A 20,030-nucleotide genomic window follows, 5' to 3' on the forward strand; every position below is an offset into this window, starting at 1 on the left:
GGTGTCCTATGATCAGAAGGTGAAAGAGGGTCCACAAATTAAGATACAGTTATTGTTTCAACTAATTAAAGGACCCTTGTTCTTGTCTTGGTACAAATTAGATAGGTCATAAAGGTTTTTGGGGTAATTCCATTATTTGAATCTCCATCCCCCATGAAGTTGTGATATAGAAAAATCCAAGAGAGCTCAGCTCTCTGACTTTAACATCAGACTGTTCTGCAAAATATTTTAAAGCCTCTTCTATATCGGTAACTGTAATAGCTAGATGGGCTACACCGATATCACTGGGTTTTAGGTGAACATTCTGTTGATCTGGCGTCGACCATTGAACCAGTTCGATCTTTCTACCGCCATATTGCAAAAATGCCGCCCCTTCTACAACTGAATGTTCGTGAACCCCAAAGTACCTTTTTAAACTATCGTCCTCAAACTGCATCCGTTTTGGCCGGAACAAGACTTCAAAACCCAAAATATGAGTGAAGAATTCAACTGCTACTTCGATATCGGGTACTACAAATCCTGAATGCTCGATTGTACCTTGAAAAATTGTATTTTTCATATCGCTAAACCCCTTTGATTTTTGGAAGTAAATGTTTCATTATAAAGTGGTATTTAAAGTAGCTATATCAATCTTTTGTGATTTCTATATCTTTTTTGAATATCCATTAAAATTTACATGTTCCATCTGAACAATATTCATCGAGCGACGACTCTAATTTATGCTCTTCAACCTTACGATTCCCGTACTCTTCTTTCCATACCTGTTGTAATGTTTCTAAAAACACTTCGCTAGGTTGTGCTCCTGAGATGACATATTTATCATTCACAACGTAAAAGGGCACGCCCTGAATCCCAATTTTAGATCCCTCGGCTCTATCAGCTGCGATATTCTCGCTATATTGATCATTTGATAAAACATCCAAAGCTTCGTTGCCATCAAGACCTATTTCACTTGAAAGTTGAGCAAGTGTTGCGTGATCACCGATATCTAGTGAATCTGTGAAATGAGCTTTCAAAATACGTTCCATAAACTCCCGAATCTTCCCTTTCTCTTTTGCATAATAAGAAAGACGAAGTGCATCATATGAATTCGTAGGAATCATTGTATCAAATTGATAATCTAACCCAACCTCTTTTGCTTTCTGTTTCAATTGATTGTTCAGTACTTTTGCTTTTTCATATGGGACACCATGCTTAGAGGATAATACTTGATGGATATCCATTCCTGTATTTTTTTTCGCATATGGATCTAATTGAAAATGTCGAAATAAGACTTCGACCTCTTCTTTATGTTCAAACTGTTCTAACCCTATTTCAAATTGACGTTTGCCAATATAACAAAACGGGCAAACAAAATCAGACCAAATTTCTACTTTCATCCTATGTTCCCCCTTTATGATTTTAATGAATGTATTTTGTCTATTCTTCTTTATTACGCTTTTGAACGTGCGAGGTGGGATGATGTTAATTAAAATCTTTTTAACTAATCCCACCAATGCTCTTTTTTAAAACGTTCGTGCTACCGTTTTTGCTTTTTCAATTGTTGAAGTAACAATTTCTTCTTCTTTAGTTGGATCATAGTCAATACCTTCAACAAAAATCGTTGGTTCCACTTCAATTCCAACAAACTTCAGCGCACCTCTTACGTAAGAATCGGAATGTTCCATTCCAATTGCCTGCGAATAAAATCCTCCCATACCATGAATATGGATTGCTTTTTTCCCTTTCATCAATCCTTCTGGACCTTCTGATGTATATTTAAACGTTTTTCCAGCACTCATGATTGTATCAAAATAGGCTTTTAATAAAGGTTGGATTCCTAAATTCCACATTGAAGACTGAATGATATATTTATCTGCTTCCATAAATTGCTTTGTGAATGCATTCACTGCTTCTATTTTTTGTGATTCAACATCTGTTAGCACTTCCCCACTTCTTAACTTCTTTTGTCCAGTTAAAAAATCAGCATCGATTAATGGCACATTTGCATAATAGACATCTACTTCTATTATTTCATCCGTTGGATTTACTTTCTTATATTCAGTGATAAATGCTCTAGCAACTTGCGTACTTCTTGATTGTTCCTCACTTTGAGGTGTTCCTTTAACAAATAATACTTTTGACATGATCATGTCCCCTTTATGATTTTGATTTTGAATACTTATAAAAAGAATGCACACGCAATATTTTGGTATGACCCTAAATGATTCCTATAATTTCTGCTGAATCAACAACCTCATACAAAAAGCTGATTTAATGATTATAGACAATGGGCATTTTTCCGATTAATTGGTGTTGCCTAGCAGCGTCATACATGAGTTTAGCGACATTTTCCCTAGATACGGACATTTTAGCTGGCTGATCGCCGAATGAATAACCGTAAGATTGCCCGTTGTATTTGATATTAGGATTAATGATTCGAACGACTGTCCAATCCAGGTTCGATTCTTTAATCAGTTCTCCTATCTTCTTCATTTCGGCATAACCATTTGGCATGAGAAGTTTAGGCAATATTCTTGGCAATATCGTCGATAAGCTTTTCTTATCGTCTTCAGATTGCAAGGCTGGCGTCGCGAGTGTAATCAACCTTTTTTTGGTGAACTTCTTCATCGCTTTGACAATTCGGTTATGTCCATCGGCGATCGGTGTACCTTTTTGTTTTCGAGACAAATCAATGCCGGGACCTAAGGTGCTTATCACGACATCAGCTTCTGAAACTGCCGTTTCAATAGCTGAAGTGTTCGTTAGTTCACCCGTTACAATGCGTAAATTCGAATGCTTTTGCTTGATTTTCTCAGGGTTTCTAACATATACCGTAACGATATCTCCGTTTTCTAATGCAAACTGTGTTAAAAGTTGACCGATTGCACCAGTTGCACCAAAAATAGTGATGTTCATGGTCGTCTATCTCCTTTTGTTATTCAGAATGATCACAATGATTTCCTTGATCAAAAATCTTTCGTAATAACATGTGTTATTTAAGCAACGCGCGTTGTATAATTGATGATAAGATGAAAAAGAATAATAAACAATAACCAAAATAGCCAATATGTAGTTTACGCAACACTTCTAATGTATTGTCGTTTTTAGACAAGATGATGAACCCTAAAAGGAGAAGAAAAAATAATTATGCCAAAAAAAGATCCGAGAATACTTCGTACAAGACAATTGATTGTAGACTCTTTTCTTTCGTTAGCTAGTGAAAAAGATTTCAACCATATAACGGTACGTGATATCACAGAAAAGGCTACTATTAACCGGGCTACATTTTATGCGCACTTTGACGATAAATTTGATTTATTACATTCTACAATCACCAATACATTTACAGACAAATTGAAAAAAAGACTCAATGATCACGATGGATTCAATGAAAAAGTCATTGCAAATATTTTTCTAGCCATGTGTGATCACCATAAAGAGATAAGCGACCTATGTCCCAAAGGTTATCATTCTTTAGGAACTATTATCGAAAGTAAAATTAAAGAGGAGTTACAGAAACTAATAGCTGATCTTATGCTAAAAGGAACTAAAAACATCATCGAATTAGAGGATAAACAAATGGTAGCAACCCTATCTACTATGCTAAGTTGGGGGATATACGGAGCTGCATACACATGGAATAAGGATGGAAGACTTATTTCATCAGAAGAGCTAGTGACTAAGACCCTGCCTATCTTTAAAAATGGCATGAGTCAGTATTATCTTTAATGAAAATGATGTTAACAATCTGCTTGAGCCGGCAGTGCTATAAAAAATATTAAAAAAACACAGAAATGGTATGGATTTAAATAATGGTGTATTTGGAGGAGTGCAAGAGGTCAATTAGGCAGGCACGATTTGTTGTTGCTTAAATGACTGGTGATAAAGAGTCTGCTGAAACGTGTAGCACTAAAGTTATAAAGCTTTACTTTAAATAGTGGGATTCTTATACGGCTATTGTTTATCAGGTCATACAATGGATCTGCATTTACCATCTTGTTCAAGCCTATCCTTTTGTTTGTTTTTCAAAACTTCTACGACCTTCTCAATAAATTAAATCGGTCGTAGAAGTTGGCCCTTATTTGTTGTACTGTAAATCAAATATTCTGGGATATTTCTTTTAAGAATTGCTTTCTCTTTTCATCTGTTGTTAAATTCACTCTAGAAAAATGAATCCATTTCGTGGATTCATTTTTCAATCCCAAATCTGCTAGCGTTCTGTTAATAAAAACGCTTTGAATGGCATTTCCAGCTTCAGATTCTATATACTCTTTATCTGTAGTTGATGTTGAGATCACGGTTGTTTTTTTTATATTTGTTAATAAACCTTTTAAAGTACCAGTATTTTGATCTTCAATGAATGCGAAACCGCTTAACATCACTTTATCAATAAATCCTTTTAAAATAGCAGGTAGATCCCACCACCAGACTGGGAATATAAATATCAATTCTGTTGACTGTTTTAATTTTTCTTGATAATCCTTCACTAATGAATAAGGCGTTTCTCCTTTATGAAAATGCTTTAATTCTTCAGCTGTAAAAACAGGATTAAATCCATCTTTATATAAATCGATTACTTGAAACGGTTCTCTCTTTGTTTCTAATTTTTCTGTTATGGAAGTCAAAATGGCATGATTATAGCTTCCATCCCAAGGATGTGCATAGACAATCGTTTTCATTATTCATTCACCCTTTTTCTGAGTTTTGCATCATTTTTTGATGTACATTGATTTTATTGTATGCTATAACATACTACAAGTACGGTAATCAAAGTGCGATACTAACCCAAAGGAGAGTATAAAATGAATGAGGAGTCCTTCCAGACGAAAGCTGAGCTAAAAGATACTGGTTTTGGGTATACTTTGTCATTAATTGGTGGGAAATATAAAATGCCAGTTCTGTATGCTTTATATTCAAACGATGGTCCTGTTCGCTATAATCAGCTGAAACGTAAGCTCGGAACGATTTCTTTTAAAACATTAACCAATACACTAAAAGAGCTTGAGGCGGATCACTTAATTCATCGTAAAGAATATCCCCAAGTGCCTCCAAAAGTAGAATATAGTTTATCTGAAAAGGGCTTATCACTGATGCCTGTATTAGATGAGATATGTTATTGGGGAGAGAAACAAATGAAAAATAATTAGGTAGAGTGGAAAGAAAGCTACTACGGTTTAAACATACTTTTTAAAGTAGCTTTCTTCTCATCTTATATCAATCCGATTGGCTCATTTTGTTGATGCGCTAACTCCATTTCTTCTGCCAGATAGAGAGCGTTCTTCCCGATACATGCTGCTAACTTGCATCTAAAATCATGGAAGTCGGTGTAAGACCAATGTGCTTCGAAATGAGTAAAATCCATTCCCACGAATCATTCCTCCGTTTTCAAATTGTGATGGTCAATGTATTCAACATTCGCAAATATTACTCCTGATTGATCCTATAATAGGACAACGAGGCACGCAACGGAGTCCTAAGGTTATTTTGATTTAATCCCTGCCCCACAAAGAGGGATGATAATGGTTTCTTCTGATTCCTTTTGATATTTCATGTAGCCAGCAAAATTGATGGCAGATGTCACTTCGACATAAAATCCTTTCTGACTCAGTTTAGAGCGTGCATGTATAATTTCTTCTTCTTCAATATCAATAAACGTACCATTCGTCTTGTATACAGCTTCTAAAATTTGTTTAGAACGCGCTGGGGCAGCAATAGCGATCCCTTCTGCTACAGTCCCTTTATTTGTGACAGGTGATGCTGATTCCTCCGCATGTTGAAAAGCTTTCACAAGTGGTGCGCAGTTCTTTGCTTGTATGGCAATAATTTTCGGTATTTTATGAATGAGACCATTTTCGAATAACTCTCTAAAGCCATAATACGCACCGAGCAGCAGAGTGCCGTTTCCAACCGGAATGATTAAAGCATCCGGTGCTCCTTTTAGTTGCTCATAGATTTCATAGGCGTATGTTTTTGTACCTTCGAAAAAATAAGGGTTATAGACATGGCTTGCATAAAAAACGTTTTCTTCGTCTACTGCCTTTTGGGCCGCAGCTGCAATGTCCTCTCGTGTACCATGAATTTCTTTAATCGTTGCCCCGTGGGCTTTTATTTGAGCGACTTTTTTAGGTGATGTTTGATCACTTAGATAGATGTCACAGGCAATACCACAACGCGCCGCATACGCAGCAATTGCCGTTCCTGCATTCCCGCTGCTATCAGCAATGACTTTTGTTACCCCTAATTCCTTAGCTTTTGTCATTAACACAGCTGCTCCACGGTCTTTAAATGATAGTGTAGGCATCATATAATCAACTTTTACATATGTGTTTGGCTCATTAGGATCTAGAACGATTAAAGGAGATTGGCCCTCGCCCATTGTCACAGTTTCCCACGTCTTAGAACCTTTTGGAAATGGCATGGTTTCAACATAACGCCATAATGAATTTGGATAGTGCTCCCAAGCTGTGACGTCTATTTTCGGGGTATCTTTCACTAGATTGAATACTCCACCACAATCACATTTCCATAGAGTTGGTGTCATCTCATATTTTTCCCCGCAATGGTTACAACTTAATTGATTCATTCTTCATCTGCCCCTTTGAATATTTTTTTATACAAAATATAATTTTTTATATAGGGTGGTCAAAAAAATATTCTAAATATATGCAATGGCATCCATTTCAATTTTGAAACCAAAATGTAATTCATTCGTTGGTACAATCGTACGAGCTGGTTTATGTTCACCGAAAAATTCGGTATAAACCGCATCTACTTTGTCCCATAATTCAATATCTGAAATGTATAATGTCATGCGCAAAATCTTTTCTTTTTGACTTCCAGCAGCCTCTACAATCATCTCTACACTCTTAAGCGCTTGTAATGTCTCTTTTTCAATGGGGCCGAACTCTTTTTCTGTCGTTTCAGGATTGATAGCAAATTGTCCCGACACATAGACCGTGTTTTGATGAATGGTTGCGAATGCATAGTGTCCGTTTGATTTTAGATTTCCTACCTCGAGTATGCTTTCCATTTTGACACTCCTTACCTCGATTTATTTTTGATTTCATCCAAATAGCTATAGACCGTTACTTTGGAAATGCCTAACATAGATGCGACCTTCTCAACAGATCCTTTCATTAAAAAAATGCCCTTTTCATCCATGAATTTGATTAGTTCAATTTTTTCACGACGTTTCATAACTGGATGAACACTGTTTTGAATGATTTGTTGAATCAATTGATCTACTATTTCTTCTACATTTTCAAGATCATCATTTGATGTTGTTTCTTTTTCTTGAGCTTCCACTTGTGTAGAAAGAAAAGTATCCATAAATTGCTGCATTTGATTCAGTGCTTCAACATCAAAATTGATACAGAAAGCTCCGATCACTTTTTGCTTTGAATCACGTATTAATGAAGTCGAAGAACGAATCGTACGCTTATCTTCTGTTACAAATGTATAACCAGCCAAATAATCTTCTTTAAAATCTTCTGATTGTAATACAGTCTTTACAAGATGATCAAATGATTGGCCGATTTCTCTTCCTGTCACATGGTTATTTACTGTAAACATGACAGATGCTTGAGGATTCGTTAAATCATGAATCACGACTTCACAATTTGGTCCAAACATTTTTGCAGTAGATTTTGCTAAAGGAATATAACTCTCTAATAACTTTTTAATATGTTCCACGCCTAAGCACCTCATTTTTTTATTCCACTAGATTATATAATTTTTTATATATAAAAACAATATATAGATTTATTTATATATCGTAATGCTCACAAGATCACAAATATGAAAATCACCATATAAAAAAAGCAGCCATTGACTGCTTTTTGCTTTTGCTCCTTTCTAATTGTCTTCCTGCTGGATGCCATACAAAATGACGTCAATTCCCCATCGGAACCGTTTCATTGATACGGTATCACCTGCAAACATTTCTTCTTTTACACGATGAATGAAAGGAAACTGCGTTTTGTCTGCTTGAAGAAATGCTTTTTTTGTGTCTGTAATTTGTGAAGAGCCTTGTTTCTTCCAAGAGACCTTTTCGTATGCTACAGAAGATACGTATAACAGCAATAGGTCTACTCCCCATGCTGCGGATGTAGATTTGATCCCGCCTTCATGCAATGCAGCGAGAAGATGTTCGGTCAAGTGAAGAAAGTTCGTTCCTTGTGGAATGGTGGAAAGAGAAATTTCAGCGAGACCAGGTTTTTCGAACAGCAGGAGGAAATAAGTATGCAATATGTCGAATAACTGTTCTTTCCAGGTGCTATCCTTTGAATCTGGATAAACCATTTGTCCGAGACCATAATCCAATACGTAAGCACTGAGTTCTTGAACATTGTTCACGTAGACATACAAGGATGCAGGTCCCGTATCGAGTGCTTTAGCCACCTTACGCATACTCATGCCCTCTATCCCATGCTCCTTAAGAAGCTCATAGGCCGTTTTCACAATAAGCTCACGGCTTAAGGGTTCTTTAGCCGGCCGAGACCGGCGACTGATCATACGACGATTTGAATTGTTCATACTCTCTTTATAACATGTCAAAGTAAAATAGTAAATTGAGCATCAATCATCATCCTTTTGAAAAGAATTCATCATATCTGCAAGCTTGACCGCAGCGTCTTTTGAAAAACACAGTTTTAAACTATTCTCCGATTCATTAGCTTTTTTCGATGAATATTCGTACATCATGTCTTCGTATTCTTCAATCGCCTTTTCAAAATGATGAGGATGTCGGACAATAGCAAGTGCTAACTCCCTTGCATCAAACATCGCCATGTTCACACCCTCGCCTGCGAATGGCGACATGACGTGAGCTGCATCACCGATAAGCGTTACTCCTTTATGACGATTCCATTTGAAACCGACAGGAAGCGTATAAATCCGTCTTGGAATGATGGCATCTTCTGCATAACGAATATAATTTTTCAGCTGATCATCCCAATCACTAAATAACGCTAATAATTGTTCTTTTGCTTCTTTCGCTTGATGAAACGGTATACCACAAGTCTCGATCCAGTTGCGTTCTACCATAAGGCTTGCATACACTTTGATTCGGCCATCTCCGTTTAACTGCCCAATCAGTCCTTTGTGGTCTGCCAAAGCAAACATCTTACCTCGTTTATTAAATTCAGCTAAATCAGGGTGGTTCTCCTCTACGCTTAAGACATTCAGTTCTAGCATCGTGAGCCCAGAGTATTCAATCTCAATATCTGTTAACAGAGGACGCACACGAGAAAAAACACCATCAGCCCCAATCAAAAGGTCAACTGTTTCGACAACTCCGTTTTCAAAATGAAGCTCTGTCATACCACTTTCTAATGAAACGCATCTTTCTAGTTTATACCCATATTTGATGGTTTCAGCATCAATTTGTTCTAACAGTAGTTCACATAACACACCACGATCAATTTCCGGGCGAGTACCTGTTTGATCTGATTCCGTTTCTTCATCTAAATAAATTCTTCCTGATTTATCAAGTAATCGGAAATCTTCCCCTTCATAGCGGGCGTTCTTTTGAAATTTCTCATAAACTCCTGCTTCTTTTAAGGCTTTTTGACCTGTTTCTTCGTGAATATCCAGTGAGCCCCCTCGTTCAAGGCTCTTGTCATGCATCTCTCGTTCATAAATGGTTGTTTGTATACCGTAATTTTGCAAAATTAAGGCAAGTGTTAGTCCCCCAGGTCCTCCTCCGATGATAGCGATTTGCTTTTGATTCTTAGATAATGACGTCATCTTCTGCATCTCCTCATCCCTTTGCGGAAATCGTTTTATATTACATTTCATTTATATTATAACGAACATCGTTCGTAAAGAACAGTGTTCGTTCAAAATCGTTTGTTGTACGATTTTGTTTTCATGAAAAGAAACCCAACGCCCACCCTCATATGATACACTCCATCTAGGAAGGTTAAAGGTTGTCGAATCATAACAATGATACTTAGATCAGTAGGTCTCCATTGTTATCACTCTAAGTGTAAGAGGTGTTTCTATGAATAAATTATTTGCCATGTTGATATTAGGATTAGGCTTTAGTAGTGACGCACTTATTCTTTCTATCCCTTTGTTATTCAAAGTCAAACCAGAGCAAACTGAGCTGGTGTTTGCTGCTGGATCGGCGGGCGCTTTCGCAGTATTCGCTGTCTCATGCCTAGTTCTTCAAAAACGATTCAATCGCTAAAAAACCTAAACAAAATCCACCGTCATGAACAGTGGAGATGTGTTTAGGTTTTTGTGATTTCAGTCAAAGAATGTATACAAGCTGACCCCGATAGGGAATCTATTTATTCAAAACAAAAGAGACTGCTGAAACATATCACGATATGCACTCTAAACGAATCACTAGCTTTGGCATAATAGATATCAATGCGAAAATCTTTGATATGAATTCTGACCTTCCTCATATCACAAAAGGTCCATTAAACGCATATCGTTTTGTGATATAATCTTGAGTCAAAGACAAGCGCTAAGAGAAAATGAACTGGCTGAATGGACATCATGACTGTGAAAAATTCTGAAGAAATGATAGGGTGATAGCGATGAGAAGACTTGAGTCTGGTATATCAGTAGACAACGAAACATTTTCTGATGTTGCCAGATATGAAAACGAAAAAATTAGCAGAACGACAATCATCAACTCAAATGTTCGTTCTCCTATTTTTTGGAGCTGTCACTTGGATCATCTTGTATTTGATACGTGTGATCTGACGAATGCGAGATTTTTTGCCGGTAGTACGATTGATCATCGTACTTTTAGTCATTCAGACTTGCGCTCTGTGGGCATTGGCAAAAACGAAGCTGTCTTCACCAATTGCGAATTTTCTTCCTGCGATATGAGGGGAATGACATTGGAGAATGCTACGTTTATCGATTGTACTTTCTCTAATTGTAGATTCAATGACCGTGTTTTACAGGCAGCGAACATCGTCAATTGTACCTTTGCTGGTAAGCTAATAGATATAACGTTTGAGGGAAATGGCAAACAAAAGCTGATCGCCAATTTTGAAAACTGCACCCTTGATGGTGTTCGTTTTATAGGCTGTGACCTAGCGGCATGTATTCCGCCAGCATCCAAAAACCATTTATATGTTGAACATGTATCTGCACGTGTGAAAAAGGCCTTAGAGAAGATAGATGATGATCCTACTCTGTCTGATCATGATCGGAAAATACTAGTGCGGAGTCTGCGGAAGCTTGAACAAATGGAACAGTATATTTTTAACACGAAATATATGGAGAACATACATGGGGCCGCTTTTGTTGAACGCTTTTTCAGTCATCTTGGATGTAGCAAGGATCACATGTAACGTTTGCTACATCTCTTTTCCTATTTTATCTTTATGTGGTACATCAGTTTCGAGTATATTTGAGCGGAATGAGTTCTTCGATTTTCACCTTGACCAGCTCCCCATCCATATCAAGGATGACAAAACATGTTGGTCCAAAGTCTGAAATGAGCTCTCGGCAGATGCCACAAGGGCTGACTACCCTAATTCTTCTATCTTCTTCATCTGAATAAGGGTGTCTCACTGCAACAATTGTATCAAAATCTTTGTATCCATTCGATAAAGCGCTGCCAATCGCAATGGCTTCTGCACAAACAGTTACCCGTCCGATATAGGCTTCTATATGGACAGCTGATATGATTTCTCCTGTTTTCATGCGGATCGCTGCCCCTACATGATGCTTGTCATCTTCATAAAGACTGATAATCCTCTTTTTTGCTTCGTCTATTAATTCGATATCATCTTGTGATAGATCAAACGTTTTCATCGCGTTTCCCCTTTCGCCTCACTGCTCGTATGTATTATACCAAACATGAGGTGATGAACTGAACTTCACTCTCCTTTACTAACCAGCCAAAAGACCGTTTAATCTATTGAAAAAAGCTGCTTTCAAGTAAGCAACCTTTTCCCTTATTTACATCAGAACATGTACCCTTTCTACGTGTGAACTGAATGCCTAACGATTGATCACTTGAATGATTTTCTTCAGAGCATCTGCCGCTTCTGGAATTGGCATGACAACAAACACATGCAGCATTTCAGGATAAACAAAGGTTTTGATGTCTATTCCTTGTGCTGTTAATTTTTCATCAAGCTTGATGGCATCTGGATATAACATATCATGTGTTCCAATGAAATGAGTGATCTTCGCTAGTCCTTTGAAGTCGCCGTATATGGGACTGATCAATGGATCTGTGAGACTTTGATCAGCTGCCCACAATTTTGTGATGACTTCCATTCCTTCATGACCTAGAATCGGGTCCTTTTTTGCATATTCAAAAATGAGAGGGTTGCTCATACTCATATCAACACACGCAGATAGTAACACGATATCCTTTGGCTGCGGCAGATCTTCCTTCTTTAAAAGATGCGCAAGACCAAGTGAGATGTTTCCGCCAGCTGAATCTCCCATGATCGTCAATTGATTGGCACTTCCGGCAGTTTTCAGAAGGTCTTTATATAGGTTAAGCATTTTCGGATATGTATCCTGGTTGCTATAATGAGGTACTTTTGGGTAAATAGGAGCGACTACTTTCGCACCTAGTGATTGCGCCATTTTATCCATGAACCACCAATGGACATTCAAAGGCTGATTTGTCCACGCGCCACCATGTAGATAGAGAATGACTTTTTGATTTTGTGATGATTGTTCATTCAATGTGAAAACTTGCATGCCTTCGAAAGTCTGCTCTTGTACCTCACTGATTAACTTCACATCATCCCCAATGGCATAAGGCTGCGTATTTTCAATTCCTTTTTGCTCGAGGAATTTTTTTGTCTGTTCGATACTGGAAAAACTCTCTTTATTACTTTGCGAAGCGAATAATGTTTCAAATTGAATACTTTCTTTAGAACGTTCACCATGATACATTTCTACACTCATTTTTTTCTCTCCTTCACCCAATAGGTTTATTGATCATCCTGCTTTGGAACACGAAATGATTCCAGGTAGAGTTGTACTTTTTTTTCAGGGGTTTTTAATAAGTTAGATAAAAGGTCTTGAATGAGACGAAGGCTTTTAATTTTCTTTTCAATTTCTTCATGTTTAAGATGGACAATTTGTCTTAGGGTATCAAGGTCTATGTCTTGACTTAGCATGTCCATAATTTCTGCTATTTCCTTTAATGAATAACCGAGCGTTTTCGCATCTTTGATCAATTGAATTTTCACAACATAGTCGTCTGTATAGAGTCTGTAACCGTTTGAACGTCGTCTTGGAGCAGGTAATATGTTGTGTTCTTCATAGTAACGAATTGCGGCAGGACTTACTCCTGTTTTTTTGGCAAGTTCTCCTCTAGTCATCAACTCCATCGTTACTCCTTTTTTATTATTTTGTTTTACTATATGTACATTATAAAGGTTGAACTATACTTCAAGGTCAAGGTGAAACATTTTTCGGCCAACTTTTGTTATCAAATGATTGTAGCAAAGAGATCTCTAGTGCTTGCTATGACATAATTGAGGTTACTTTTCGGTAAACAAAAAAACACCATCGTACCCGGCCAATTAAGGCGGATGCAATGGTGTCATCATCATTCCATCTGGATTATGATAAATCTTCCCCATTTGTTGCAATCACTTTTTTGTACCAGTAGAAGGAATCTTTTTTGTAACGATTTAATGAACCATTCCCTCTGTCGTCTTGATCTACATAGATCAAACCATAGCGCTTACTCATTTGAGATGTTCCGCAGCTAATTAAGTCAATACAACCCCATGGTGTATACCCCATTAAGTCGACACCTTCTTTGACTGCTTCTTTCATCTGTTCAATATGTTGTTTTAAATAATCAATTCGATAATCGTCGTGAATTTCTTTGTCTGGTGTCAATGTATCTCTTGCGCCAAGTCCGTTTTCACAAACAAATAAAGGTTTTTGGTATCTGTCATACAGTTTAATTAATGAAATGCGCAGACCCATTGGATCAATTGGCCAATCCCATTGTGATAACTCCAAATGCTCATTTTTAATTGGACTATCAAATGTACCCGCTAGCTCGGCTGCATCTTCTCGGGCTTCTGCTACGTGGGACATATAGTAGCTGATCGCCACAAAATCAACGATGCCCTCTTTCAAAATTTGCTCATCCTGCTCTTCGATATCAAGTTTGATGTCGTTGTCAGCAAAATATTTCACCATGTATGTTGGATATTCACCTCTAGCTTGAACATCCGGATAGAACATATTCAATTGGTTCGATTTTACCGCTTGCAGCTGGTCCTCTGGTTTCGTTGTTTTTGCATAGGCTTCAATTTGGTTTATCATACAGCCAATTTGGACATTTGGAATGATTTCTTTTGCAGCCTTCACTGTGAGAGCGCTGGCGATAAATTGGTGATGTGATGCTTGATACGCAGCCTGTAATTTATGGTCTACTAGGTCCTCTAAAATTCCAGCACCGGTGTAAAGGCTGTTGAGGTTCATATTCATTTCATTGAATGTAATCCAATACTTCACTTTATTTTTATATCTTTCTAAAATGGCACGGGCATATTTTTCAAACAACGGGACAAGCTCTCTACTCATCCAGCCATTATATTTCTCTGTTAAAGTAATCGGCATTTCGTAATGAGACATCGTGACTAGCGGTTCAATTCCATATTTCGCACACTCATCAAATACGTTATCGTAAAAAGCCAATCCTTCTTCGTTCGGCTTGTCTTCTAAACCAGTTGGAAAGATTCTTGCCCATGAAATAGACAAGCGAAACACTTTAAAGCCCATCTCTGCAAATAGTGCAATATCCTCTTCATATCGATGGTAAAAATCGATTCCGCGTCTTTTCGGAAAATCAAATTCATCGGGTTGTTCCTTGTATCTTGTTAATTCAGCTGAACTCACATCGAAAGTAAAGTTGTTCACTTTTCCTTTTTCATAAGGATCTTTATATGCAGCAAAGTCTGACGTCGACAGGCCCTTGCCACCTTCTAAGTATGCGCCCTCTATTTGATTGGCAGCAGTTGCGCCACCCCATAAAAAATCATCTGAAAATCCTTTTTTTAATTCTTTCATTTCAATCATCCCTTCTCTTTATATTAGTGAATAAGCATTAAGAGCTTATTTTGACCTGCGGTGACATGAGCGTCACCTGTATGAATCACATCAAGATATTGCGTTGAATTTGTGACGATAATAGGTGTCACTACATCTAAATGGTTTGATTGAATTCCTTCTATATCAAACGATAATAAATGATCCCCCGTCTTTATCTTATCGCCCTCTTTTACCAGTACATCAAGGAATTGGCCGTTTAGGCTGACCGTATCAATCCCCACGTGGATCAATAATTCAATCCCATCATCTGAAACGAGTCCGATGGCATGTTTAGTAGGTGTAACAGTCACTACTTTTCCTGAGAACGGTGCTTGTACCACCCCCTTATCAGGCAAAATTGCGACTCCCTTCCCCATCATTTCACTTGAGAACACGGAATCATTCACTTCAGATAAAGGAATGACCTTTCCACTCATAGGTGCTTGAACTTCATAAGGGTTTGTTTGCTTAGACATTTGTTGATTCTCTGTACTCTCAGTGTGATTTCGCTTTTCTGCTGCTTGCTCGTTAGCTGCCGTGACAGACTCCTGAAATCCAAGGAGAATGGTGATGAGAAGTGACACGATGAAGCTAAGGGCGATTCCAATCAGAGCCAGCTGAAAATTATTTGTCCCTTTCATAATGTAAGTTGGCAGTGAAGTAATGCCTGGGATCGAAAAGGCTGTCGTTTTAACTGAAAATAAACCGTAAAAACATCCACCGACTGCGCCGCCAATTAATGAAGCATAAAAAGGTTTTTTTAGTCTAAGTGTGACTCCATAAATGGCTGGTTCTGTGATCCCGAAGAAACTAGGAAGCAATGTTGAAAGTGCTAAAGACCTTGTTTCTACCCGCTTGGTGCGGATGATGACACCTAACACAGCGCCTGCTTGTGCCATATTCGCAATGAAATTCATCGGAAGCAGCATGATATCGTAACCCACTTTTTCAAAGCTGGCTAACGTGCTTGGGAAGAATGCGTAATGCATTCCAGTTAACACAATGAGTGGCATAAGGCCCCCCATTAATAAACCGGCAATCGGACCAGCGAAATTGAACAAAGAAGTGAAAAAGATTTCTAAATATTGCCCAGAAACGTTCCCAATAGGAGCGATAAAAGCCAGTGTAAGAGGAGCCGTGATCATCAGGCTCAGTACCGGTGTAAATACGATACTTAAGGATTTTGGGATCGCTTTTGTTATCCACTTATCGACAAAACTTAGTAATAGCACACCTAAAATAATTGGTAATACAGAAGATGTGTAATTATTTAGTGGAATACTTAACCCTAATAAATTTAACGGATCTGCTCCTTTTGCTGCACCTTCGATCATCGTTGGATATAGTAAAATCCCTGCTAATGCGAGCGCAAGAGATTCTCGCGTTTTAAATTTCTTCGCTGCCGAATAAGCAATGAGGAAAGGTAAAAAGTAAAAGACAGCATTTGAAAAAATTTGAAGTACTTGATAGGTAGAACTTGTCTCCGTCAGCCAGCCTAAGCTAACGAACAGTGCCATGATTCCTTTGATCAATCCACTACCAACAATCGCTGGCAAAATAGGTGTGAAAATCCCGCTGATCACATCGAATACGACTTCAATTGGGTTCATCTTTGACGTGTTTTTAACAGGAGCAGAATTATTGCTACTATGACCGGCTAGATGATCGATTTCCTCATAAACCTCTGCTACCTTTGCTCCAATAATGACTTGGAACTGTCCACTTTGGAATTGAGCACCTAAAACACCATCTAATGTTTTCAGCTCATCTACTTTTACCTGATTTTCATCGTTGAGATTAAACCTTAGCCGTGTGATACAATGCCAACTTTGAGATATATTTTCGGTTCCACCAATTAATTTCACAATTTTTCCAGCCAATTCTTTGTTTTCCATGCTTTCACCCCTTCATTTTCACAAAAAAAACCTAAACAAAATCCACCATAGAAAAGATCATTCTTTCTCATGGAGATTTGTTTAGGTTAATGCTTTTTCATAACACGCCTAAAAGAAATCATTTATTTTTTTGGTGTTCCTTTGTGATTCTCTCAATATGGATGACTAAAAAAACAAGTTCGTCTTCTGTCACATTCCAATTGAATTCTCGTTTTAACATTTCTTTGATGATCAATCCGCAGGCATAACTCTTCATATAACGATCCTGTATTAATTCTTTTAACGAGTCATCCATCTGCTGCGGTGGTTGATTGGTTTCCTGCCTGACAATAAAATATCTCAAGTGGGTAATAAACCTCGAATAATTAATGGATGATTTATCCAATATCATCTCGAAAATATTTTGAATGATTTTGACGATTTCTTTCGTCAGGTGAGTCATCTTAATGGTGTCTCCCATAGACTGACCATCTATTTGAGCGTTTACAAAATGCAGGGCAATGAGTGAAGCTTCAGTATCTTCAAAAGAAATGCCCATCATCTTTTGAATAATTGTCAGTGCTTTTTTCCCGACTTGATATTCTTGAAAATAGAGATGTGGAATTTCCCACACAATGGGGTTTTCATACGCCATTTTTTCTTCGTGCCTTTGAATAGCGAAGGTGAGATGATCGGATAGCGAAAAGAGCACGCTGGAACCTAACTTCTTATTCAACATCTCTTCGCCTACGCGAATGATTTTTTCAGTTAATAAAAGGATATCAGTTGGGATAGCGGCAAGTTGAGATTCTAATGGAGACGTCTGATCAGAATAAAATGTCTTACTGACAGCGCTCTCATCAAGTGTATCACCTTTCTTCTTTTTAAAACCTATTCCTGTTCCAAACACAACGACTTCATTTTGAGCCTCTGTTAGAGCTAATACGATATTATTATTTAAAACTTTAACGACGGTGAACATCCTCATCCCACCTTACCTAAAATGCTAAAAAAAGCATAAAAAAACACCAAAATCTCAGCAAACAACGTACAAATGTACAATCTGTTTACCTGACTTGGTGGTGCCTGATCATATCAGTAACACTCCTGCATCGGTTACGACTTTATTTTAAATAGAGGGATGACCAAAGTCAACTATTTTTTTCTGAAAAAATAGATTTAAATACCCAGAATCATTTTATCTTTCCTTGTCTTTTTACAGTTTAACATATTTAAGGTTGCTGTAAGGTTCGGATTAATACAAGTTAAGGTTGAGGTTGTACAATGGGTTTGTAAGGAATTGAGGGATGAGTCAAATGGTCCCCTCTTCTAAATCAATCATAGAGGTGAAAAGCTTTGAGAGAAAATAAAATTTTGTCTTCATTATGTTACTTCAGTATCTTTTTTGCACCGTTTCTATTTCCGATTATCGTTTATTTCTTAGGAAAAGACGAAGTGAAATACCATGCGAAAAAATCACTATGGACACATATTATTCCTTATTTGATTTTCGGTCTTGGTATTGCCGGTTCAGGTTTACTTGGCATGAACGATATCAGTCATGCTGGTCCGTTCTTAATTGCAACGTATGCTGTGACATTCCTTGTGGCGATCTACTTCTTCATTTGGAACATTGTGAAAGGCATTAAAGTGTTTTCAGAATAAGAGTTAGAAAAAACGGTTCTGTGATTGAGCAGAACCGTTTTTTTGTATGTCCGTTCAAGCGGGTAATTGGATATCAATCGTTGTTCCTTCTCCTATCATACTTTGTATTGTAATATCTCCCCCGTGTTTTTGGATGATATCTTTTGCAATCGCCATTCCAAGGCCTGAGCCTGCATGTGTCCCTCCAGTATTCGTCCCTCTATAGTAGCGGTCAAACACTTTTTCTAGCTCTGCCTCTTCAATTCCTTTGCCGTTGTCTTGAATGGTGATGTGGGTATGTTCTTTTTGTTCAAGCTGTACAATGATTTTCACATCAGCATCATTGTGAACAAGGGCATTTAAAATGAGATTGGTGACCGCTCTTCGTATGAGGATCGTATCAATATTTAGCATAAGCTTGTCTACATTCGTTTGCAGCTCAATGGTCTGATCTGCATATCTCGAATCGTTGAGGATATCAATTAACGTTTCACGCAGCAATGGCACAATGTTCACCAGTTCTTTATGCAACATCACGTCGTTATTTTTCAGCCTTGTTGTTAAATTGAGATCCTCCATCACATCTTTGATGTACAATGATTTATTCTCTATGATGCTGGCATAATGTCTAATGTCTTGATTTGAAAGAGGATAATTTGGATCTTTCATGATTTCTGCATAGCCTTGAATAGAGGATAATGGTGTTTTAATATCATGAGAAATATGACTGATCCACTCTTCTCGCATTTGCTCTAATTTGTCTTTTTCTTTTTGGCTTGAAGCGAGCTGCTCGGATAAGTGATTGACATTATAGAACACATCTTTATATATCCCCTTCGTTGGCAGCTTCGTCGTATAATCTCCGTTTGCGAGCCTCTGGATGCCATAAATGGCACGGCCGAGCGGTTTGATGAGTTGCCGGCTGAATAAGTATCCAATGAATAAGGCAATGATGGCATCAATCGATAATAAAATCATCGTCCCGATATTGAATTGCGATATTAATTCTTTCGTATCAAAAGAAAATAAATATTTTCCGATGGAAGGGTCCTTAAATCCGATGAAATAGCTGTATTCCTTACCCTTTCCATTTTTTCCTCCAGCATAGATCGTCGACATCAATTGCTTATCTTTATATTTATGTAAGTTAACGACTTCTATAGGTGTGTATTTGCTCTTTAAGCCTTTAGGTGCTAGTGCATGATAGACGTCTTGTCCATTTTCGTCTAATATTTGAATCCACGCATTTTGTTGTTTTAAAGCTTGCTGTCCTTCTTTACTCACAGTGATATCTTGATCAGACAAGGTGATGTATTGTTCAAATGTTCTTGTAAAGGTTTCCGGCGTATTTTCTTCGTTTTGCTGACTGCTTGCTTGTAGTACAAGCCATATCATGAATCCAAATAAGTTAATAAAGACCGTGATAATGGTCACGATAATGACAGAGACCATGTATCTGCCTGTTAATCGCCATTTCAT

At 37.7% G+C, this 20,030-nt stretch carries 23 protein-coding genes; 6 read left to right on the top strand and 17 right to left on the bottom strand.

Annotation, left to right across the window (positions count from 1 at the left end; all coding sequences use genetic code 11):
- Window positions 1-106: 106 nt before the first annotated feature.
- The 4 genes from V7L95_RS15675 to V7L95_RS15690 form a co-directional block, all read right to left on the bottom strand.
- Window positions 107-559, bottom strand: a complete 453-nt coding sequence (locus V7L95_RS15675) for a VOC family protein (RefSeq protein ID WP_025207410.1) — start codon at window positions 557-559, stop codon at window positions 107-109.
- A gap of 106 nt (window positions 560-665) precedes the next feature.
- On the bottom strand, window positions 666-1,379 hold the full coding sequence (locus tag V7L95_RS15680) for a DsbA family oxidoreductase (protein ID WP_035391913.1): 714 nt from the start codon (window positions 1,377-1,379) through the stop codon (window positions 666-668).
- A 126-nt stretch (window positions 1,380-1,505) separates the two neighbouring features.
- On the bottom strand, window positions 1,506-2,126 hold the full coding sequence (locus V7L95_RS15685; RefSeq protein WP_025207412.1) for an NAD(P)H-dependent oxidoreductase: 621 nt from the start codon (window positions 2,124-2,126) through the stop codon (window positions 1,506-1,508).
- A 127-nt stretch (window positions 2,127-2,253) separates the two neighbouring features.
- Window positions 2,254-2,898, bottom strand: a complete 645-nt coding sequence (locus V7L95_RS15690; RefSeq protein ID WP_007499309.1) for an NAD(P)H-binding protein — start codon at window positions 2,896-2,898, stop codon at window positions 2,254-2,256.
- A 231-nt stretch (window positions 2,899-3,129) separates the two neighbouring features.
- On the opposite strand from V7L95_RS15690, the gene V7L95_RS15695 reads away from it, so the two are divergent.
- Entirely contained in the window at window positions 3,130-3,711 is a 582-nt protein-coding gene (locus V7L95_RS15695) for a TetR/AcrR family transcriptional regulator (RefSeq protein ID WP_017367339.1), read from the top strand.
- A 368-nt stretch (window positions 3,712-4,079) separates the two neighbouring features.
- On the opposite strand, the gene V7L95_RS15700 is transcribed toward V7L95_RS15695, so the two are convergent.
- The gene (locus tag V7L95_RS15700; RefSeq protein WP_035391910.1) at window positions 4,080-4,661 is read right to left on the bottom strand and encodes an NAD(P)H-dependent oxidoreductase; all 582 of its coding nucleotides are present in this window, start codon (window positions 4,659-4,661) and stop codon (window positions 4,080-4,082) included.
- Window positions 4,662-4,784: 123 nt separating this feature from the next.
- Between V7L95_RS15700 and V7L95_RS15705 the strand changes: the two genes are divergently transcribed.
- Window positions 4,785-5,129, top strand: a complete 345-nt coding sequence (locus V7L95_RS15705; protein WP_007499303.1) for a helix-turn-helix domain-containing protein — start codon at window positions 4,785-4,787, stop codon at window positions 5,127-5,129.
- Window positions 5,130-5,461: 332 nt separating this feature from the next.
- On the opposite strand, the gene V7L95_RS15710 is transcribed toward V7L95_RS15705, so the two are convergent.
- From V7L95_RS15710 to V7L95_RS15730, 5 genes are all read right to left on the bottom strand, one after another.
- Window positions 5,462-6,565, bottom strand: coding sequence for a threonine synthase (locus V7L95_RS15710; protein ID WP_135227042.1), 1,104 nt, complete (start codon window positions 6,563-6,565; stop codon window positions 5,462-5,464).
- A 72-nt stretch (window positions 6,566-6,637) separates the two neighbouring features.
- The gene (locus V7L95_RS15715) at window positions 6,638-7,012 is read right to left on the bottom strand and encodes a RidA family protein (protein WP_135227041.1); all 375 of its coding nucleotides are present in this window, start codon (window positions 7,010-7,012) and stop codon (window positions 6,638-6,640) included.
- Between the two features lie 11 nt (window positions 7,013-7,023).
- Entirely contained in the window at window positions 7,024-7,674 is a 651-nt protein-coding gene (locus V7L95_RS15720; RefSeq protein WP_144610094.1) for a PAS domain-containing protein, read from the bottom strand.
- 162 nt (window positions 7,675-7,836) lie between these two features.
- Entirely contained in the window at window positions 7,837-8,496 is a 660-nt protein-coding gene (locus V7L95_RS15725; RefSeq protein WP_144610197.1) for a TetR/AcrR family transcriptional regulator, read from the bottom strand.
- 63 nt (window positions 8,497-8,559) lie between these two features.
- Complete coding sequence (locus V7L95_RS15730) at window positions 8,560-9,729, bottom strand: NAD(P)/FAD-dependent oxidoreductase (protein ID WP_048002670.1); 1,170 nt, start codon at window positions 9,727-9,729, stop codon at window positions 8,560-8,562.
- A gap of 256 nt (window positions 9,730-9,985) precedes the next feature.
- Between V7L95_RS15730 and V7L95_RS15735 the strand changes: the two genes are divergently transcribed.
- The 3 genes from V7L95_RS15735 to V7L95_RS15745 all read left to right on the top strand — a co-directional run bounded on the left by V7L95_RS15735 (window position 9,986) and on the right by V7L95_RS15745 (window position 11,300).
- A complete protein-coding gene (locus V7L95_RS15735; protein ID WP_048002669.1) occupies window positions 9,986-10,174 on the top strand; it encodes a hypothetical protein in 189 nt (62 codons plus the stop codon).
- A gap of 97 nt (window positions 10,175-10,271) precedes the next feature.
- Complete coding sequence (locus tag V7L95_RS15740; RefSeq protein ID WP_113745365.1) at window positions 10,272-10,439, top strand: YdhR family protein; 168 nt, start codon at window positions 10,272-10,274, stop codon at window positions 10,437-10,439.
- A 93-nt stretch (window positions 10,440-10,532) separates the two neighbouring features.
- Window positions 10,533-11,300, top strand: a complete 768-nt coding sequence (locus V7L95_RS15745) for a pentapeptide repeat-containing protein (protein ID WP_019744143.1) — start codon at window positions 10,533-10,535, stop codon at window positions 11,298-11,300.
- 43 nt (window positions 11,301-11,343) lie between these two features.
- On the opposite strand, the gene V7L95_RS15750 is transcribed toward V7L95_RS15745, so the two are convergent.
- From V7L95_RS15750 to V7L95_RS15775, 6 genes are all read right to left on the bottom strand, one after another.
- On the bottom strand, window positions 11,344-11,766 hold the full coding sequence (locus V7L95_RS15750; protein ID WP_035391898.1) for a cytidine deaminase: 423 nt from the start codon (window positions 11,764-11,766) through the stop codon (window positions 11,344-11,346).
- 189 nt (window positions 11,767-11,955) lie between these two features.
- Window positions 11,956-12,882: an alpha/beta hydrolase gene (locus V7L95_RS15755; protein WP_008343757.1), complete on the bottom strand. Its 927-nt coding sequence runs from the start codon at window positions 12,880-12,882 to the stop codon at window positions 11,956-11,958.
- A 26-nt stretch (window positions 12,883-12,908) separates the two neighbouring features.
- Window positions 12,909-13,310 (bottom strand): MerR family transcriptional regulator, encoded by a 402-nt coding sequence (locus V7L95_RS15760; RefSeq protein WP_017359557.1) that lies wholly within the window; start codon window positions 13,308-13,310, stop codon window positions 12,909-12,911.
- Window positions 13,311-13,545: 235 nt separating this feature from the next.
- Window positions 13,546-15,021 carry a glycoside hydrolase family 1 protein gene (locus tag V7L95_RS15765; RefSeq protein ID WP_048001470.1) on the bottom strand — a complete coding sequence of 492 codons (1,476 nt, stop codon included), beginning with the start codon at window positions 15,019-15,021 and terminating at the stop codon, window positions 13,546-13,548.
- 14 nt (window positions 15,022-15,035) lie between these two features.
- Complete coding sequence (locus V7L95_RS15770) at window positions 15,036-16,928, bottom strand: beta-glucoside-specific PTS transporter subunit IIABC (RefSeq protein WP_340967200.1); 1,893 nt, start codon at window positions 16,926-16,928, stop codon at window positions 15,036-15,038.
- Window positions 16,929-17,046: 118 nt separating this feature from the next.
- On the bottom strand, window positions 17,047-17,889 hold the full coding sequence (locus V7L95_RS15775) for a PRD domain-containing protein (protein WP_144680422.1): 843 nt from the start codon (window positions 17,887-17,889) through the stop codon (window positions 17,047-17,049).
- Window positions 17,890-18,263: 374 nt separating this feature from the next.
- On the opposite strand from V7L95_RS15775, the gene V7L95_RS15780 reads away from it, so the two are divergent.
- Window positions 18,264-18,572, top strand: a complete 309-nt coding sequence (locus V7L95_RS15780; RefSeq protein ID WP_007499277.1) for a DUF4870 domain-containing protein — start codon at window positions 18,264-18,266, stop codon at window positions 18,570-18,572.
- Between the two features lie 54 nt (window positions 18,573-18,626).
- Here V7L95_RS15780 and V7L95_RS15785 read toward each other — a convergent pair whose 3' ends face one another.
- On the bottom strand, window positions 18,627-20,030 hold the full coding sequence (locus V7L95_RS15785; protein ID WP_340967206.1) for a HAMP domain-containing sensor histidine kinase: 1,404 nt from the start codon (window positions 20,028-20,030) through the stop codon (window positions 18,627-18,629).

This window comes from Bacillus sp. PPSBB_11 (genome assembly GCF_038023285.1).
Classification (GTDB): Bacteria; Bacillota; Bacilli; order Bacillales; family Bacillaceae; genus Bacillus; species Bacillus altitudinis.

What these genes read in the sequence shown, in the direction of transcription:
- V7L95_RS15705 (WP_007499303.1), top strand. Translation starts at nt 4,785, where the DNA reads ATGAATGAGGAGTCCTTCCAGACGAAAGCTGAGCTAAAAGATACTGGT.
- V7L95_RS15765 (WP_048001470.1), bottom strand. Translation starts at nt 15,021, where the DNA reads ATGATTGAAATGAAAGAATTAAAAAAAGGATTTTCAGATGATTTTTTA.
- V7L95_RS15775 (WP_144680422.1), bottom strand. Translation starts at nt 17,889, where the DNA reads ATGTTCACCGTCGTTAAAGTTTTAAATAATAATATCGTATTAGCTCTA.
- V7L95_RS15785 (WP_340967206.1), bottom strand. Translation starts at nt 20,030, where the DNA reads ATGAAATGGCGATTAACAGGCAGATACATGGTCTCTGTCATTATCGTG.
- V7L95_RS15675 (WP_025207410.1), bottom strand. Translation starts at nt 559, where the DNA reads ATGAAAAATACAATTTTTCAAGGTACAATCGAGCATTCAGGATTTGTA.
- V7L95_RS15685 (WP_025207412.1), bottom strand. Translation starts at nt 2,126, where the DNA reads ATGTCAAAAGTATTATTTGTTAAAGGAACACCTCAAAGTGAGGAACAA.
- V7L95_RS15750 (WP_035391898.1), bottom strand. Translation starts at nt 11,766, where the DNA reads ATGAAAACGTTTGATCTATCACAAGATGATATCGAATTAATAGACGAA.
- V7L95_RS15735 (WP_048002669.1), top strand. Translation starts at nt 9,986, where the DNA reads ATGAATAAATTATTTGCCATGTTGATATTAGGATTAGGCTTTAGTAGT.
- V7L95_RS15770 (WP_340967200.1), bottom strand. Translation starts at nt 16,928, where the DNA reads ATGGAAAACAAAGAATTGGCTGGAAAAATTGTGAAATTAATTGGTGGA.
- V7L95_RS15745 (WP_019744143.1), top strand. Translation starts at nt 10,533, where the DNA reads ATGAGAAGACTTGAGTCTGGTATATCAGTAGACAACGAAACATTTTCT.
- V7L95_RS15695 (WP_017367339.1), top strand. Translation starts at nt 3,130, where the DNA reads ATGCCAAAAAAAGATCCGAGAATACTTCGTACAAGACAATTGATTGTA.
- V7L95_RS15715 (WP_135227041.1), bottom strand. Translation starts at nt 7,012, where the DNA reads ATGGAAAGCATACTCGAGGTAGGAAATCTAAAATCAAACGGACACTAT.
- V7L95_RS15760 (WP_017359557.1), bottom strand. Translation starts at nt 13,310, where the DNA reads ATGGAGTTGATGACTAGAGGAGAACTTGCCAAAAAAACAGGAGTAAGT.
- V7L95_RS15690 (WP_007499309.1), bottom strand. Translation starts at nt 2,898, where the DNA reads ATGAACATCACTATTTTTGGTGCAACTGGTGCAATCGGTCAACTTTTA.
- V7L95_RS15725 (WP_144610197.1), bottom strand. Translation starts at nt 8,496, where the DNA reads ATGATCAGTCGCCGGTCTCGGCCGGCTAAAGAACCCTTAAGCCGTGAG.
- V7L95_RS15755 (WP_008343757.1), bottom strand. Translation starts at nt 12,882, where the DNA reads ATGAGTGTAGAAATGTATCATGGTGAACGTTCTAAAGAAAGTATTCAA.
- V7L95_RS15700 (WP_035391910.1), bottom strand. Translation starts at nt 4,661, where the DNA reads ATGAAAACGATTGTCTATGCACATCCTTGGGATGGAAGCTATAATCAT.
- V7L95_RS15730 (WP_048002670.1), bottom strand. Translation starts at nt 9,729, where the DNA reads ATGACGTCATTATCTAAGAATCAAAAGCAAATCGCTATCATCGGAGGA.
- V7L95_RS15680 (WP_035391913.1), bottom strand. Translation starts at nt 1,379, where the DNA reads ATGAAAGTAGAAATTTGGTCTGATTTTGTTTGCCCGTTTTGTTATATT.
- V7L95_RS15710 (WP_135227042.1), bottom strand. Translation starts at nt 6,565, where the DNA reads ATGAATCAATTAAGTTGTAACCATTGCGGGGAAAAATATGAGATGACA.